Here is a 17,371-nt window from a genome sequence, read left to right as displayed (position 1 = left end):
AAAACGCATTAAAAAAGCCCTTAGCAATTAAATTGCTAAGGGCTTTTTTGTCGGTTTAATTTTTACCACTGCGTTTAAGTATATAATAAAACACAGGTGTAAGTATTAAGCCAAATACCGTTACGCCTATCATGCCAGAAAATACCGCAACGCCCATAGCTTGGCGCATTTCAGAGCCTGCTCCCGATGAGAACACCATAGGCACAACCCCCATAATAAATGCTATTGAGGTCATTAATATTGGGCGTAATCGCAACCGGCTCGCCTCTTTAATGGCATTAAATGCATCCATACCGGTATCTTGCAGCTCTTTTGCAAACTCAACAATTAAAATAGCGTTTTTAGTGGCAAGTCCAAACAACACGATTAGGCCAATTTGGGTGAAAATATTATTATCACCACCATAAATAGCCACACCAATCAGCGCACTTAGCAATGTCATAGGCACAATTAAAATAATAGCGACAGGCAAACGTAAGCTTTCGTACTGCGCTGCTAAAACCAAAAATACAAGCAACACAATAAGTGGAAATACATACATTGAAGTATCGCCCGCTAAAATTTGCTGATAGGTTATGTCTGTCCACTCATACGCAATACCCATTGGCAATGTTTCATCGAGTATTTTTTCTATTGCGGCTTTAGCTTGGTCAGAGCTATACCCTGGTGCGGGTACGCCGTTAACCTCAGCCGTAACATAGCCGTTATAATGCATTACTCTATCTGGCCCTAAACTATGTTCAATACTAAGCACTGCGCCAAGGGGGATCATATCGCCATTTTTATTGCGCACTTTTAATTGCTTAATTTGCTCTACATCTTCTCTGTAGGGTGCATCGGCCTGCACATTTACCTGATACGTGCGACCAAATAAATTAAAGTCGTTCACATAAACTGTGCCCAAATAGCCTTGCATTGCTTCAAATAAGGTGTTTATTTCAAGCCCTAAGCTTAGCGCCTTTTTACGGTCTACCTTTACATCTAGCTGCGGTACGTCGGTTGTAAAACTGGTAAACGCATTAGCAAGAGCGGGATCGGCTTTAGCCTTAGCAATGACTTCATTTGTTACTTGCTGCAAGGTGTCAAACCCTAATGAGCCTCTATCTTCAAGCTGCAGCCTAAAGCCACCAATAGTGCCCATTCCCCTTACTGGAGGAGGCGGAAATATAGCAACATTAGCGCCTTTTATTTGACTAAGTTGTTTATTTAAATCTTCCGCTATTTCAGCTGCCGACATGCGCGGGCCCTGCCGCTTTGAAAACGGCTCTAACGGTGTAAACATCATCCCCGAACTTGGGTTTATAGATAAACCATTAATGCTTAAACCTGCAAAGGCTACAGCGTCACTAACGCCTGGGTGCGCCCTGATTATCTCTGACATTTGGCGAACCACTGCTTCAGAGCGATCTAGCGATGCTGCATTAGGTAATTGCGCAAAAGCGACGAGATACATTTTATCCTGCGGTGGAACATACCCTGTTGGCGTATTTTCAAACTGCTGCCACGTTAAGGCCAGTAAACCAACGTATAGCACACCAATTATGCCGCCCTTATGCACTATTCGGCCAACGGCTCCTGTGTATTTACCCGAGGCTTTATCGAACATTTTGTTAAAAGGCGCAAATAACCAACGGCCAAATAATTTATTAATGGCACGGCTTAACCAATCGTTGTCTTGCCCATGAGGTTTGAGTAATAACGCAGCCAGCGCGGGGCTTAACGTAAGCGAGTTAATGGCAGAAAGCACTGTTGAAATAGTAATTGTAAGAGCAAATTGACGATAAAATTGCCCTGTTAAACCGCTCATAAACGCAGTAGGAATAAACACCGCAGCAAGCACTAAAGTAGTGGCAATAATAGGCCCTGTTACTTCTTTCATTGCTTGAGTGGTTGCATCAATAGGACTTAATCCCTCACTGATATTCCTTTCAACGTTTTCGACCACAACAATGGCATCATCAACAACAATACCGATTGCTAACACCAAGCCAAATAACGACAACGCATTAAGTGAAAATCCCATTAAATGCATAAAAGCAAAGGTGCCCACTAATGAAATTGGCACTGCCACCAGCGGAATAATAGATGCTCGCCATGTTTGTAAAAACAGCACAATGACCAACACAACTAATAAAACCGCTTCAAATAATGTATCGACTACGGCTTCAATAGAGCCCCTTACAAATACGGTAGGGTCATACACTATTTCATAGCTCATGCCCTCTGGAAATAGCGCCGACAATTCAGCCATTTTAGCGCGCACATCGTCAGAAATTTGTAATGCATTAGAGCCTGGCGCTTGAAAAACAGGCACAGCGGCAATGGATTCATTATTAAGAAGTGGCCTAAGGGTATAACTATCTGCACCTAGCTCTACTCTAGCAACATCTTTTAGCAGTGTAATTTCGCCGTTATCGCCCGTTTTTACGATTATTTCTTCAAATTCATCTTGCTCTATTAAGCGCCCTTCTACATTGATAAGCCATTGAAACTCACTGGTGCCTATGGGTTGTGCGCCTAGGCTTCCTGCCGCAGCTTGCTGATTTTGCGAGCGAATAGCATTGACTACATCACTTGGATTTAAATTGAGCGCCGCTAATTTGTTAGGCTCTAGCCACACACGCATACTGTAATCGCCTGCGCCAAATACACGTACTTGGCCCACGCCATTAATGCGCTTTAGCTCATCTTTTATAAATTGATCGCTATAATTAGACAGGTACAAACTGTCGTATCGCCCTGAAGGCGAAGTTATATGTACCGCGAGGGTAAGGTTAGGTGATGACTTTTCGGTGACCACACCTAGCCTTTGTACTTCCTCTGGGAGGCGAGGTATTGCTCTATTTACCCTATTTTGTACCAAAGTAGTTGCTTCGTCAGGATCGCTCCCTATCGCAAAGGTGACTGTTAATGTCATGGTGCCGGCAGAGTTTGCAAGCGATGACTGGTACAGCATGTTTTCTACGCCGTTTATCTCTTGTTCAAGCACTGTGGCCACGGTTTCGGCTATTACCTTAGGATTTGCACCTGGGTAGTTAGCTGTAACAACAACCGTGGGGGGTACTACATCTGGGTATTCTGTAATAGGTAACTGCCATATAGCTATGGCACCCCCTATAAAAATAAGAATAGATAAAACCGCTGCAAAAATAGGTCGATGAATAAAAAACTGAGAAAAATTCATTATTACATGCCTATTTCAAGTGTTGGCTCGGCATTGGCTAAGCGGTTTTGATTATCAACCTTTTGCTGCCAAGCTTGTAACTCGTTTAAAGTACTTTGCTTTGCCATATTAATTAACTCTGGCGTAATGAGTACGCCAGAGCGCACGCGCTGCAAGCCATTAACTACTATGCGTTCGCCGCTTTTTAAACCTTGTTTAATAACTCGTAGCTCACCCACTTTGTCGCCTAAAGTAATGGCACGGTATTGCACTTTATTTTGCTCATCAACCGTTAAAACGTATTTATTATTTAAATCAGTACCAATGGCTTTCTCAGCAATTAAAATACCTTGCTCAGTATTGCCCCCTGCTAACTTTAAATGGGCGAATAACCCAGGTAAAAGCGCGCCGTCTTGATTATTAAATACAGCCCGCACGCGTAATGTACCGGTTTGGGTATTTACTTGGTTATCAACAAAATCAAGCTTGCCCCAGTGTTGGTAATCTTGCTCATTCGCTAAACGCATCGCCACAGGTAACGCGGTAGATTGATTGTTATCAAGGTGTGCTTGTTGATAGTTAAGCCATGTTGCTTCATCAATATCAAAATAGGCATATACTTGCTCAGTAGAGACAATAGAGGTCATTACAGTTTGCCCTGCACTGACATAGTTGCCCTCGGTAATTAACGCACGAGACACTCGCCCAGAAATAGGCGCTTCTACGCGTGTAAAGGTTTTGTTTAGCTGTGCAAGCTCAAGGGATGCATTACTTTGTGCTACGTAGGCATTTGCTTGGTCAACCTCTGCGCCTCGGGTCTCTAATAACTCTTTAGATATTGATTTACTTTTAAATAGCTCTTTAGCTCGATTAAAATCTTGCTTTGCTAGTTTTAAGCGGCTTTTTGCTTCATCAAGTTGCGCTGTTAGGCGGTTTACTTGTGCATTAAATTCGCGGCTATCAATTAAAAATAAGGTGTCGCCTTTATTTACCAGCTCACCCTCTTCAAATACTGCCGCTTCAATATAACCAGATACGCGAGGACGCAAAGACACTATTTGCGGCGACTCTAGCCGCCCTGTAAAGCTGTCCCACTCGGTTATTCGCTGACTTATTACTTCGGCCACTTCTACGGACACCCCTTGCGTAGAATCATCATTACTTTGAATAGAACTTGGCTTATCGCTGCATGCACCCAGTATTATCGCTAATAGCGCAATAATAAACGTGTATGTAAATTTATATATAGCTGACATGGTTAACTCTCTTGCTGTACGAGTTGTGTTAAAATCTGCTTATATTATGAACGCGGTAAAAGCATAAAAATAATTATATTATTGTATAAAACACATCACTAAAAATGATGTAAAATAATCTAACATTTAAAATTTTTAACGGTGCTATATGCGTCCTCAAGAGCTTAATTTACTAATGATTTTTGATGCCATCATGACTGAAGGCAGTATCACTCGTGCAGCAGAGCAATTATCGCTGACACAACCTGCGGTATCTAACGCGCTTGCACGTATGCGCGCAGCGTGGGGAGAAGAGTTATTTATAAAAGATGGCCGAAATATTCAACCTACTGCATTTGCTAACAATTTATGGGGGCAAATACAGGGGCCACTTGGATCATTAGAGCATGCTATAAACCAAAGTGAATTTAACCCAGCGACAGCGCAGCGCACTTTTCGTATTTCTGCCGCTGATATATTTGTAGAAATGATATGGGGGCCTCTTCGTAAAATTATTGAGCAGCAGGCCCCAGGTATTAATATCCATGCAATCCCTAATCGGGCGGTAGAGGCTGCCAATGTACTTAAAGACGCCGAAGCCGAACTGGCAATTAATCGCTACACCCTGTCTGAAAACGTTATTAGAGCCGAGCACTTATTAAAGCCGAAATATGTTGTACTTATGCGCCCTGACCACCCGCTTGCTAATGCCCCTTTAAGTATTACTGACTTTGCTAATACAGATCATTTATTAGTATCAATTACGGGCGATATTTTAGGGCCATCTGATCAAGCACTAAGAGTATTAGGGTTAAAACGCCGAGTAGCGATGACGGTAAATAACGCGGCAAATGTACCTAATATTCTTAAAAATACCGATCTTATTTGTGTCATTCCCTCAATAGCGCTTGAGCAGGAAATATTTACCAATAAGCTCGTGGTTTTAAAAAGCCCTATTGATACGCCACCAACACCCGTCTCTGTTATTTGGCATAAGCGCCAAGACAACGATGCCGGTTTGCAGTGGATACGCCGCCACATAGTGGCTATTATTCAACAACGTGTAAGTAGCCACGATAAAAAACTAGGCAAATATTTACTGCGCTAAAACGCCTTTTTTAATCACAAAATCAGCAAATCGTACCTGCTCTTCTTCAGCGCGAAGGCTATCGGTTTCGACTATTGAACGATAGATACCCCATTTAGGACGGGCAAAGTCATCATCGCTAAAGCCACGCCACATATCTATGTTTTGCTCGCTAATGCTAAATAGCTCTTCGTTGTCACTTAAGCGGGTTAGGGTCATTTCAAATTGCCCCGCTTCACTAAAAGTAGCTTGTACAAATACCGCTATCCATTCATCAGTAATGAGTGACCAGTCGGTTTCGATAAGGTTTTTATCAAGCCCTGTGCTGTTACCGTTTTCATCAAAGCCTGCGCTATAACGTACTTGCAGCTGATTACCTGTACTGTTTTTTTGTGCACCAGAGAGCGTAATAATAGGTTGGTCGTCGTTGCCATTGGTATTGTCGTTGCTATCGTTACGGGCTTTTATTTGGAAAAAGTGACTGAATTTACTACTTAGCTCAAGCTCGCTAGAGACTTTAAACTTCCAACTGTATTGTACGGTTTCGTCTTTAAAGGCAAGTGTTGCGGCGGGCGATTTATCAAAGGCTTTTATTTCGTTGCGCTGGCGGTCAGTTTCGCCCTTATCTTTATCTTGGTCTTCATCACGATGTGCTAAAAACACAAAGTGATTACCTACAGTTGAGTCAGTATCTTCAATAATATGCACAACATCTTGATGATTCCCGCTATACATATCAGGCGATTCAATTGCACCTTCACTAAACGCATTTTCTATTAATGTATAAGCACTTAGCCCTGTGTTTTCGCCATCGGCATTGAGGGTTGTTTCTTGCGTTACTATAAAATCATCACGGCCTGCAGTGCCTATAATGCTTATAGACACTGTCGCTTCGGTGCCATCTGCCGATGTGACGGTTATTTCATCAAGTAAGGTTTCGCCCTCGTTTAATGCACTCACAGTGGCATGCTCGCCATTAAGTGTATATGACCAATTACCATCCTCAGTTAAGCTAAATAAACCATAAGCTGTGGTGTTATTGCTTTGCGTTTTAAATACTGCCTCATTGGCTTGTGCATCCGTTATAGATAGTTCACCTGTAATTGCTATATCGCGGGTATTTTCAATACTTACAGCTGTTTGACCGCTAATTACTGCGGCGTTTTGCGCTACAACCGATGCATTTACAGGCTCACTTTTTGACCCTGAGCTGCCGCACCCTACAGCTAAAATACCCAAAGAACAAACACAAGTAATAGTTAAAACACGCAAGCCAAACTTTGACATAAACAACCAGCCCAGGTTAATGGTAAGTAAATAAAGTAAAATATAACTTACCAATTATTCGTTTTAATAACTAGATCTTTATTACCAGTATGGTTTTATAATTGTTAGCTGAGCTATTTGTGAAAAACAACTTTAAATAAAAGGGTTAAAATAAAATTAGGTTAAAACCAAGTTACTTGAGATAATCCGCAGCGAACCCCTTATTTAGGTTATATATGAAATTATTAGTTCGTAATTTGTCTCGCGCTACCACAGAGCAAGACCTTCGCACGTTGTTTGCAGCACACGGTAAAGTAACTACCTGTAACTTGGTGCTTGATAAAGATACTGGTTTATCAAAAGGTTTTGCCTTTGTAGAAATGCCAAACGACATAGAAAGTAGAAGCGCTATTAAAGCACTTAATCAATTAAGCGTTGATAAAAGCAAAATTCGCGTAAAATACGCAGATGAGTAATTAGTTACTTGCTATATTATTAAAACCAGCTATTTGCTGGTTTTTTACGTTTTAAGTTTATGCTTTATATTTAGCCAGAAATAAGCTGACTGTTTGTTCAATTACTTTATTATTTTGCTGCTCTGTTATTGTTTCAAAACCATAAAGTAGCGGATAAAACACAAACGATTTTAATTGATACACAAACTGTTTAGCAGCTATATTTAGCTCATCACCTTTTAAAACACCTGCTGTTCTAGCTTGCTCTAAAAAATCTTCTAAATAAGTCATACACCCCATAGTATTATTACTTAAAGACTTTGCTAGCTGCGGCTCTTGTAGCATTTGCATAAAGGCAATTTTAGCTAAACGTAAAAAATCAGGCGATGTAAGCATAGCCACTTCTTGCTCGGCAATAGCAGTAAGCTGCAAATCAATTGGTTGATTTTTATTAAAGTAAATAACATCACCATGATTAATTTTAGCCAGCATAGTCGTTAAAATAGCCTGAAATAGCTCTTCTTTTGTCGCAAAGTGATTATAAACAGTTCGCTTAGAAGCCTCCGCTTTTGCAGCAACTTGATCCATACTAGTGTGCTCTACACCTTTTTCAAAAAACAGATGCTCTGCTGCTTGAAGAATATTTATGCGTTTTTTTTCTGATAATTTCATAATGGGTTCTGCAATTGTTAATAGCTACATTTTAACTAAACAATAAAAAAATGCACTGTATAGTTTACTTTTCATCAAAACAATGAAAAACTACACTCACTAGTTTACTTTAAGGTTTAACGATGACATTTATAAGATGGGTAGTTGTGATCATCGCCATCATTGTTTTTGGAGGTTGTAGCGTGAATAAACAGATAGTTGCGCAAGGTGTTAATGAAGCACCTAATGTAGATAACTACGAAAATGGTAGATTTCATAACCATCAACAGGTTGAGCCGAATAGCTTTAAGAAAACACTCGGAATTTTAGGGCGTTACATAACAGAAAAGCGTACCAACATTACACCTAAAAAGCCCATTGCAATTAAAAGTGTTACAGCAAAAATGCTTAACTCCCTTGCAAATAATACTGTGCATGTCATTAAACTTGGCCACTCTAGCGTGCTTTTAAAAGTGCATGGCGAATACTGGTTACTCGATCCGGTATTTAGTGAGCGCGCATCTCCTTTTTCTTTTGTAGGGCCAAAGCGCTTTTCTAAATTACCTATTAGTATTAGCGAACTGCCACCAATCGATAAGGTGCTTATTTCGCACAACCATTACGATCACCTTGATAAATCAGCTATTAAAAAGCTGTCTGCAAAAACTAAGCAGTTTTATGTGCCACTTGGTGTAGATACCGATTTAGTTAAGTGGGGAGTGAATGAAAACAAAATTAGCACATTTAACTGGTGGCAGGAGTTACAAACCGAACATGCATTAGTTGCCTTTACTCCTACCCAGCATTTTTCGGGCCGTGGATTAAGTGATGCAAACAACACACTTTGGGGTTCGTGGGTTATTAAAACCTCCCAGCAAAGTGTTTATTTTAGTGGTGATTCGGGTTATTTCGCAGGCTTTAAAGAAATTGGTAACAAGTACGGTCCTTTTGATTTAACCCTAATTGAGACAGGCGCCTACGACAAAGATTGGGCCGATATACACATGACACCAGAGCAATCGGTTCAAGCTCATATTGATTTACAAGGTAAAACTTTAGTGCCTATTCATAACGGTACGTTTGACTTGGCGTTTCATGCTTGGGTTGACCCATTTGAACGAGTAACGGCTGCAAGCAACATAAATAACGTAACATTGAGTACACCCGAGTTTGGACAAATATTTACCCCTACCGACGCTGCAATAACCCATAAATGGTGGAAAAACTAATTTGGTAGGTGTTTTAAAGGTATTTATTACAAGGTGTTAATTAAATAAGCGGCTATTAAGCCGCTTTTTTTATACTAATTGTACCTAACACTACAAAAGATGCAGCTAAAGCAAAAAACATCGCTTGCTGTGCGAGCAAAGCTGCTGCAAAAAATGCTACGCCGCTGCCTATAAACAGGTATCCGCTTTTTTTAGATTGGCTCATTGTGTGTGCTCCATTTATTGTTGTCGATTATTTATACACCCTACACCGGCAATTTTCAATTTTTGAAAAATAGAACTGGCAAGATGATAAATATTCGACTCACATCAGTGCTTCCTTTATATTAAAAGCCAATTTTTAAAACTATTCAGAAAACTATGGCCTCTACTCTTTTTAAAAGCGCTAGCCTAAGCCTGCTAGTCGCTCTCTTTGGTTGCTCTGAACCTGCAAGCGAGCACTCTTCTTTAGAAAATACGCCCGGCGTAAGCCTAAATAACGTTAAACAGCATATAAAAACGCTCGCCTCTGATGACTTTCAAGGTCGCGGCCCACTTACTCATGGTGAAGTAAAAACAGTGGGTTACTTGAGCGAGCAATACGAAGCTATGGGTTTAACTGGGGCGTACAATGGCAAGTTTTTACAGCCGGTAAAAATGGCAATGGTCACGGCCAATCAAAATATGCAATTGCAGGTGGGCGACTTAAAGTTTAAAGCAGGTAACGATTTTACCGCCCGTACAGAGCAATTACAGCCAGTAATAGATGTACGAAACTCTGACATTGTATTTGTGGGCTACGGTATTAATGCCCCCGAATACAACTGGAACGATTACGAAAACATTAATGTTGAAGGTAAAACCGTTATTGTATTGGTAAACGACCCTGGCTTTGCTACACAAAACGATGCGTTATTTACAGGTAACGCTATGACCTACTACGGCCGCTGGACTTACAAATACGAAGAAGCCGCACGCCAAGGTGCCAAAGCGGTATTTATTGTGCACGAAACTGCCCCTGCGGCTTACCCTTGGGGCGTGGTTGAAAGCTCAAACACAGGGACTAAATACACCCTGATGGACAATAACCTAAACGCTTCTAAGCTCCCAGTTATGGGCTGGCTAACACTTAATACTACTGAGCAAATTTTTAATGCCGCACAGCTTAACTATCAAAATTTAAAACAAAAGGCTTTAAGTGATGACTTTAAAGCCACAGCGCTTAATTTAACAGCCAACCTTTCATTTAAAAACGAAGTATCGCATGCCAAATCACATAACGTAGTTGCGCAAATTACAGGAAGCGACGCCCCTAATGAGTACGTGGTAATAGGTGCTCATTGGGATCATTTTGGTACCAAGCAAACCGACAGCGGCCCTAAAATTTATAACGGTGCAGTGGATAACGCCTCTGGCACAGCGGCCACACTTGAAATTGCCCGCATTATGAATCAAATCCACCAGCAAACACCGTTTAAACGCTCTATTTTATTTGCTAATTTTACCGCAGAAGAAACTGGCCTCATTGGCTCGCAAGAGTTTGCAACCGGTGGCGTTGTGCCCACTAAACAAATGGTCGGGCTATTAAATATTGACGGAATGAACGTGCTAGATGGCACCGATTACATTTTGCAATACGGTAACGATTTATCCACCCTAGAAAACTACCTAGCAAACGCGGCAAAAGCGCAAGGTCGCGTTGTTAAAATGGACCCTCGCCCGCAAAACGGTTTGTTTTTTAGATCAGATCATTTTTCTTTAGCTAAGCAAGGTGTGCCGAGTTTATTATTTATGAGCCTTGGCGATACCGACCCTGATTACATTGCGCATAAATACCATAAAGAAGCCGACGATTACTCGCCTCAGTGGTCATTAGGTGGCGTAAAGCAAGACATAGAGCTTATTGTTGATATAGCCACAAAGCTTGCTAACAATGGCGATTGGCCTACATGGACGAGTGACTCAGACTTTAAAGCAAAGCGCGAGCAAGATAAGCCGCATTAGCAGGTAAAGTTTAAAGCTAAATAATAATCATACCAATCGCATTAAAATCCTCCTACTTGGAGGATTTTAATTTTGAGCGCGCCCGCATTAGTAAGGTTTCGGCTTTTGCCCCTAAATACACATAAATAGCCAAGGCTATTAAAAGCCCTACCACCGCAAGCATCATCGCAATGGCCGGTAATAAGTATTCAGCCTGCCCCAACGCTGCCTTAAACATGGTTAATAGCGCCTCAATAGATATTGCAATTAGCACGGTAGATATAAACCGGGTAATTGTGCGCCGTGTAGAAGAGTGCCTAAATATATCCTTATGCATTAAAATCTCTTCTTCGAGAATGGTCTTTCCCAAATCAAACACGGCCAACGCTAATGTAATATATATAATAATGCTAAAGGGCTCGAGGGGATCAGACGCTGAGTCAAAGTGGGTTAATAATGCATATATATCGTTAAATACTATGCTCAGTAAAAAGAGTACCAAAGTAAATAAACACGCCACAATCACCCCATAACCCGCTTTAAAATAAGGCGAAATACCGGCACGCGCGCTGTCTCCCATTACAAACTCAATTAACTGGGTTAAGCATACGTCTAACACTAAATAATGCTGCTGGTTAATTGGCTTTTTTAGCTCTTTAATAGCCGAAATACATAAATGATTAGTTGCGATAGAAATATACGGATCGGTAAAGCACACCGAATCGGTTTGTTTAGATTGTAAAAAGTAAGGGCGCTCACTTAAGTCTTGCTGATTACCTTGCTCAGCCAATTTTTTATAGGCACGCTTAAAGCAAACGTTATTGCCTTGCTGAAGCCCAGATTCGTTTAAACAATATTGCAGCTCTAAAAAGGGATATTGCTTTACTAAAAAACGCGTATCTCGATTTTTGTTAAGCCCATCTTCAATACTCATTAAAATAGAGTCAAGCAAGCTGTGTATTACTTGCTCATACTCATGGTAGCGCTCAACACTACTTATATAACTCATTCGCGCCATAATTGTGTACTCACTCAGTTGCTATAGCGTTAACTAAGCAAGTTTAAAACCAAGTGTAAAAAGTGTTTTTATTCATAAGGTTAAGGTTTTAACTTGCGCTCATTTGCACCTCTTTGGTGAAAAAGCCGTTATGCTTGCGCCATGCACAAAAAAAGCAGCTAAGTAAATGTTACTTAACTGCTTTGTGAGTATGACCTGATAAATTTTAAGTGTAAAACTACGCCATAAAATTATTGTACTTTAGAAAATTCTTGCTGTGAAAGCTCTCCATCTTTATCTGTATCGAGCTTATCAAATAACCGTGCTAACTGTGCGTTGGCTTGTGCTTCTGTTTTGCTAATTACGCCATCGCCATTGGCATCAAAACTGTTAAAGTCGACCGCGGCAAACGCCGCTGATGAAGAGGCAAGTGCTAGAAGTGCGATAAATTTTTTCATAATCATTTCCTTAGGCTAAGTGCTTGGCAAAGGGGAAGAAATCCTTTTCTGAGATCCATAAAGGGAGAATCGGTTATTTGTATTCAAAAAAATCGTTTTCGGTTAGGCCATTTCGGCTTTGCATATTTAATTGCTGCATTATTTGTTCTGCTGATTGATCACTTTGGTTTGTTAAACCACCTTCGCCTTGCATAGGTGTTTTAAACTCTGTATTTGCCAATACCACCGATGATGACACCAAGGTGATAAGTACAAGTGTTGTTTTCAGCTTAGTCATAATGTAATCCTTCAATAATATGCATTACCTGTATAAATTTGCACTGAGGTGGTTACAATTCACTTCCTTGTTATTCTTTTTAATAGGCTCCCTTGCCTATTTAGGTTGTCTTTGGCAACTCAGAATCATGCTTACACCACAGCGCATTAATCATCTACGCTTGTAAAACCTCTGCTTTAAAAAGTTTACCGTTTGTTGGTGTCAAACTTTGCAAATGTGCCAGAAAATACCAGCGCTATTGCAAGCAAAGTTGGGTATCGCTTTTACATAACGATTCCTTCGCTATGTGTTTATAATAAAGTGCCCTGTGTATTACACTATCCTTGTTATTCTTTATGGTAAGCTCCCTTGCCTACTTAGGTTGTCTTTGGCAACTCAGAATTAACGTGCCACTGGGCGTTAACTACTCAAAGCACTCACTTATGCTTTGTCGAACTCACTCTTAGATAGCTCGTTGTTTTTGTCAGTATCAAGTTTTGTAAACTGACTCATTAATTCAGCATCAGCAGATGCTTCTAACGGGCTTAATGTGCCACTGCCATCTTTATCGAGTGTGTCAAAATCTGTTACTGCAAAAGCCGCTGATGAAGAGGCTAAAGCCATTAATACCAATGTTGATTGTGCCTTTTTCATAATGAAATCCTTCATAGGGTTAGGGGAGTAGCCAATTGGCGTTACCCACGTTTTGCTTAATACAGCTTAGCTATTACAACTTCAGTGCCATGTTTTATTTTCACCTAATAAACAATGAGTTATACGATAAGTATATGAAAAAATTAAGTTTCGAGGGGTATTTTTGTTGCTTTTTAGCAACAGCTAGATGAGCTACTTAAAATAAACCATTAAAATCAACAACTTATGATTTATAAAAAAGCCACACACGAGCTAAAAGCTAACTAAAAACATAACGTGGGGAAGTTTAAGAATAAACTAAAGCTGAACAGCTTAATTAAAACAATTAAACGTCATAAAACCTAAAACATAACCAATTGAAATATATTGATATTTATAAAATTTTTAGCGTTTATTTTTTAAAAGCATGGCAAGCCTGTAAAAAACAGGCATTTGTTGCCAAATGGCGAATTTAGTAAAAGGAAGGGATTAAAAAGGGAGCGCATTGCATTTTGTTGGGCATAACAAATTGGCGATTTAAGGTATAAAAACAATTTAACTACTTCCAGCCTTGACGCCATTTTTGTGTGTCTTTTAAATCTCGCCAGCGTATTGAGTACTGATTTTTAGAAAATACCGACTCGGTAATGCATTCAATTACATTACCCTCTTCATCGTATTCTACTTCTACAATGATAAAGTGTTTTTCTTTATTGATAGTTGGAGTGGCAGTCCACTTACTGTTTAGTAATTTTTTAGGGTTTAACTTATTCATTAAATAATCTAGTGTGCTTAATTAACACTAATACGACATAACCCGTTGTTTAGCTCAACATAAAGTTAGCCCGTATTAATGTTACTTCATCAACTCACTGGTTACTCAGCGATTAACTTACCTTTATACATTTTCATTTGGCAATGAAAGTCGTACTCACCTGCTTTAAGTGCAGGCAAAGTGATTTTATTATCTCCCATTGCAAGGCTTTCACTTACATCAAGCTGCGGGAACACCATAGTTTCGGCGCACGGTGCACTGTCTTTTCTATCAAATGTAAGTGTGACTTTTTTATTGGCCGCCACCTTTATATGACTTGGTTGATAAACGCCGTTATCTACCACTATAGTTTGCGTATTATCATTACTGTGTATTTGCTTTGGCTTATAAAGCCAAAACCAATAAATAATGGCCACTATTAATACTGCACCAAGTAAATTTATCATTAACATTATCGACTCCTTAGCGCTTATTGGGTTTATAAAAACGTAAGCGATTAGCATTGGTGACTACTGTCAGTGATGAAAGCGCCATAGCTGCGCCCGCCACTACTGGGTTTAGTAGTACACCAATAAACGGATACAACACTCCGGCTGCAATAGGAATGCCCGCAACGTTATAAATAAAGGCACCAAACAAGTTTTGTTTAATGTTTTTAATTGTTGCGCTGCTAATGGCAATAGCATCGGCAAGGCCATGCAGTGAGCCACGCATTAAGGTAATATCGGCGCTTTCTATGGCTACATCTGTACCTGTGCCAATTGCAAAACCGACATCTGCTTTAGCAAGCGCGGGGGCATCATTGATCCCATCACCCGTCATACCTACAATCTCGCCTTGCTGCTGGCGTTTAGTGACTTCGTTTACTTTATCCTCTGGCAACACTTCTGCGATAAAATCATCAATACCGACTTTTTTAGCCACAGCGTGTGCGGTCGCTTTATTATCGCCAGTGAGCATTACTAGATGAATACCTTCATTGTGCAGGCGCTTGATTGCCTGTACTGAGTCTCCTTTTAGCGGGTCCGCCACCGCAATTAAGGCCATAAGTTGGTTATTACAGGCAAAGTACATCGGGGTTTTTGCATCATTTGCAAAGGTGTGTGCTTGCTCTGTGGCGTCATCAACTGCAATCTCGTATTTATCCATAAGCGCTTTATTGCCAAATAACAGTGTTTGCTCATTCACCGTTCCACTTACACCTTTACCGGTAATCGCATCAAAGTCGGTAACTTTACTCAAGGTTACGTTTTGTTTTTGAGCGTACTGTGTAATCGCCTCCGCAAGTGGGTGCTCAGAGCTACTCTCGAGGCTTGCAACTAATTGCATTACGTTATTTTCATCTGCGTTATTAAACGTTACAACATCTGTTACCTGTGGTGCACCTTGGGTGATGGTGCCGGTTTTATCTAAAATCATGGTAGTAATTTTAGAGGTAGTTTGCAGTGACTCGCCTTTGCGAATTAATATGCCAAACTCGGCGGCTTTACCTATTCCCACCATTACCGACATAGGCGTTGCTAAACCCAGCGCACACGGGCATGCAATAATCAGCACGGTGGTTAACGCTACCACCGCATAAGCAATTGAAGGGGCTGGGCCAAAATTCAACCATGCAAGGGCTGCTAGTATCGCAATTATCATTACTGTGGGCACAAAAATGCCCGATATAACATCGGCTAATCGCCCTATTGAAGGCTTAGAGTTTTGCGCGCGTTTTACCATATTAATGATATTGGCAAGGGTTGTTTCTTGGCCTATATGTGTGGCTTCAAATAATAATGTACCACTTTTATTAATGCTGCCAGCAACCACTTTATCGCCAGCTTGTTTACTCACTGGCATAGGCTCACCCGTGAGCATAGATTCATCTAATCTGCTGCTACCTTCGAGCACATTACCATCTACCGGGATTTTTTCGCCTGGGCGTACCCTTACATGGTCGCCCTTTTGCACATCACTAATGTCTATATCTTGCTCTGCGCCATCGCGTATTACACGGGCTGTTTTTGCTTGTAAGCCAATTAAACGCTTAATAGCCTGCGAAGTACGTCCACGCGCTTTCACTTCAAAAGCCAAGCCTAAACTAATTAACCCAATTATCATTGAAGAAGCTTCAAAATAAACGTGCCTTGCAACCTCAGGTAGTAAGCTAGGCGCAAGTACAACAAACATTGAATATAACCACGCAGTGCCCGTTCCCAAAGCAATAAGCGTATCCATGTTAGCCCCATGATTTTTAAATGACTGCCAAGTACCTTTATAAAATTGCTTACCTGCTACAGCCATAACGACAAACGTGATAATACCGACCACACCCCATGCAATTCGCTGGTTAGTGGTTGTCACGCTCATATCAAAAATAAGCCCATAAATCATAAGCGGTACGCCCACACCTAAAGCCAGCATCATGTTGCGCATTAGCTTTTTGTAATGTGCCTCGTCTGACTTGGCTTTTTCATCAAGCGCATCTTGCTCTGATGTGTTATCCATAGGTTTTGCGCTGTAGCCTATATTTTCAACGGCGCTAATTAATGTGCTTTGCTGCGCGCTGCCCTCTACGCGTACCGTGCGATCTGCAAAGTTCATTTCGACATTGTTTGCGCCTTGCACACTATTGAGGGCTTTTTCTATTTTGGCTACACAACTGCCACAATTAGCACCTTCAATAATAAAGTTTTGCTCTGTTGTTTTACTGCTACTCATTGCACATCTCCGCTTTTGTTTGGCTCAACAAGTGGGTCAACAAACGTCTCTATTAAGCTACACACATCACTTGCAACAGCGCCATCTGCCGATGTTTCCCACTGCTTTAACGCCGCTTGCATACGCACTCGTAATTTAAGGGTTTCTTGAAACAAGGCTTCGGTTTCTTCTAAACGTTTTGCAATAATTTGCCGTGTAAGTGGGCATGGGCAATGCCCTTGTTCTGACTCGCCAATGATATGCTGTATATCTTTTAGGGAAAACCCGAGCTTTCGGGCGCTTATAATAAACTGTAAACGTTGGCGGTCTGCTTTTGTATATTGTTGATAACCATTACTTTGGCTACGTATGGGCGTTAAAAGGCCTATTCGTGTGTAATGACGAACTGTATCAGGCGTTACACCCATTAACTTCGCTAATTGCTTAACATACATAATTTAGCCCCCTTAGATTTTAGAGCTCAATTGTAAACCTATGTGTGACACACAGGTCAATAGA

Annotated in this window: 17 protein-coding genes; 4 read left to right on the top strand and 13 right to left on the bottom strand. The window is 40.7% G+C overall.

Translation table 11 applies throughout. From position 1 onward, the window contains the following. Nucleotides 1-55: 55 nt before the first annotated feature. Both AN395_RS04415 and AN395_RS04410 read right to left on the bottom strand, forming a co-directional pair. Complete coding sequence (locus AN395_RS04415; RefSeq protein ID WP_054982216.1) at nt 56-3,184, bottom strand: efflux RND transporter permease subunit; 3,129 nt, start codon at nt 3,182-3,184, stop codon at nt 56-58. A gap of 2 nt (nt 3,185-3,186) precedes the next feature. Then, nucleotides 3,187-4,419: an efflux RND transporter periplasmic adaptor subunit gene (locus AN395_RS04410; RefSeq protein WP_054982215.1), complete on the bottom strand. Its 1,233-nt coding sequence runs from the start codon at nt 4,417-4,419 to the stop codon at nt 3,187-3,189. A 148-nt stretch (nt 4,420-4,567) separates the two neighbouring features. Between AN395_RS04410 and AN395_RS04405 the strand changes: the two genes are divergently transcribed. Next, the gene (locus AN395_RS04405) at nt 4,568-5,506 is read left to right on the top strand and encodes a LysR family transcriptional regulator (RefSeq protein WP_024033768.1); all 939 of its coding nucleotides are present in this window, start codon (nt 4,568-4,570) and stop codon (nt 5,504-5,506) included. Here the strand turns inward: AN395_RS04405 and AN395_RS04400 are convergent. Continuing rightward, nucleotides 5,495-6,772 carry a VCBS domain-containing protein gene (locus AN395_RS04400; protein WP_054982660.1) on the bottom strand — a complete coding sequence of 426 codons (1,278 nt, stop codon included), beginning with the start codon at nt 6,770-6,772 and terminating at the stop codon, nt 5,495-5,497. The genes AN395_RS04405 and AN395_RS04400 overlap by 12 nt on opposite strands. Before the next feature lie 215 nt (nt 6,773-6,987). Between AN395_RS04400 and AN395_RS04395 the strand changes: the two genes are divergently transcribed. Then, complete coding sequence (locus tag AN395_RS04395; protein ID WP_024033770.1) at nt 6,988-7,227, top strand: RNA recognition motif family protein; 240 nt, start codon at nt 6,988-6,990, stop codon at nt 7,225-7,227. Between the two features lie 57 nt (nt 7,228-7,284). Here AN395_RS04395 and AN395_RS04390 read toward each other — a convergent pair whose 3' ends face one another. After that, nucleotides 7,285-7,878, bottom strand: coding sequence for a TetR/AcrR family transcriptional regulator (locus tag AN395_RS04390; protein WP_024033771.1), 594 nt, complete (start codon nt 7,876-7,878; stop codon nt 7,285-7,287). A 182-nt stretch (nt 7,879-8,060) separates the two neighbouring features. On the opposite strand from AN395_RS04390, the gene AN395_RS04385 reads away from it, so the two are divergent. Then, complete coding sequence (locus tag AN395_RS04385; RefSeq protein WP_371370264.1) at nt 8,061-9,086, top strand: MBL fold metallo-hydrolase; 1,026 nt, start codon at nt 8,061-8,063, stop codon at nt 9,084-9,086. A 55-nt stretch (nt 9,087-9,141) separates the two neighbouring features. On the opposite strand, the gene AN395_RS19505 is transcribed toward AN395_RS04385, so the two are convergent. Next, complete coding sequence (locus tag AN395_RS19505; RefSeq protein WP_024033773.1) at nt 9,142-9,291, bottom strand: hypothetical protein; 150 nt, start codon at nt 9,289-9,291, stop codon at nt 9,142-9,144. A gap of 155 nt (nt 9,292-9,446) precedes the next feature. Between AN395_RS19505 and AN395_RS04380 the strand changes: the two genes are divergently transcribed. Then, the gene (locus tag AN395_RS04380) at nt 9,447-11,069 is read left to right on the top strand and encodes a M28 family metallopeptidase (protein WP_054982214.1); all 1,623 of its coding nucleotides are present in this window, start codon (nt 9,447-9,449) and stop codon (nt 11,067-11,069) included. A gap of 52 nt (nt 11,070-11,121) precedes the next feature. Here AN395_RS04380 and AN395_RS04375 read toward each other — a convergent pair whose 3' ends face one another. The 8 genes from AN395_RS04375 to AN395_RS04340 all read right to left on the bottom strand — a co-directional run bounded on the left by AN395_RS04375 (nt 11,122) and on the right by AN395_RS04340 (nt 17,307). Further along, nucleotides 11,122-12,066 (bottom strand): EAL-associated domain-containing protein, encoded by a 945-nt coding sequence (locus AN395_RS04375; protein WP_054982213.1) that lies wholly within the window; start codon nt 12,064-12,066, stop codon nt 11,122-11,124. Nucleotides 12,067-12,296: 230 nt separating this feature from the next. Beyond that, nucleotides 12,297-12,503 (bottom strand): EF-hand domain-containing protein, encoded by a 207-nt coding sequence (locus AN395_RS04370; protein ID WP_054982212.1) that lies wholly within the window; start codon nt 12,501-12,503, stop codon nt 12,297-12,299. A gap of 73 nt (nt 12,504-12,576) precedes the next feature. Then, nucleotides 12,577-12,780, bottom strand: a complete 204-nt coding sequence (locus tag AN395_RS04365; RefSeq protein WP_024033777.1) for a hypothetical protein — start codon at nt 12,778-12,780, stop codon at nt 12,577-12,579. Nucleotides 12,781-13,200: 420 nt separating this feature from the next. Then, the gene (locus AN395_RS04360; protein WP_004585903.1) at nt 13,201-13,413 is read right to left on the bottom strand and encodes a calmodulin-like protein; all 213 of its coding nucleotides are present in this window, start codon (nt 13,411-13,413) and stop codon (nt 13,201-13,203) included. Between the two features lie 538 nt (nt 13,414-13,951). Continuing rightward, a complete protein-coding gene (locus AN395_RS04355) occupies nt 13,952-14,167 on the bottom strand; it encodes a TIGR02450 family Trp-rich protein (protein WP_054982211.1) in 216 nt (71 codons plus the stop codon). 101 nt (nt 14,168-14,268) lie between these two features. After that, nucleotides 14,269-14,619 (bottom strand): cupredoxin domain-containing protein, encoded by a 351-nt coding sequence (locus tag AN395_RS04350; RefSeq protein ID WP_024033779.1) that lies wholly within the window; start codon nt 14,617-14,619, stop codon nt 14,269-14,271. 10 nt (nt 14,620-14,629) lie between these two features. Next, nucleotides 14,630-16,873 carry a heavy metal translocating P-type ATPase gene (locus tag AN395_RS04345; protein WP_054982210.1) on the bottom strand — a complete coding sequence of 748 codons (2,244 nt, stop codon included), beginning with the start codon at nt 16,871-16,873 and terminating at the stop codon, nt 14,630-14,632. Continuing rightward, complete coding sequence (locus tag AN395_RS04340; RefSeq protein ID WP_024033781.1) at nt 16,870-17,307, bottom strand: MerR family transcriptional regulator; 438 nt, start codon at nt 17,305-17,307, stop codon at nt 16,870-16,872. Before AN395_RS04340 ends, AN395_RS04345 begins: the two co-directional genes overlap by 4 nt. Nucleotides 17,308-17,371 lie beyond the last annotated feature (64 nt).

This window comes from Pseudoalteromonas sp. P1-30, assembly GCF_001400005.1.
In the GTDB taxonomy this organism is placed as follows: Bacteria; Pseudomonadota; Gammaproteobacteria; order Enterobacterales; family Alteromonadaceae; genus Pseudoalteromonas; species Pseudoalteromonas atlantica.
This window is presented reverse-complemented; position numbering and strand designations above follow the sequence as displayed.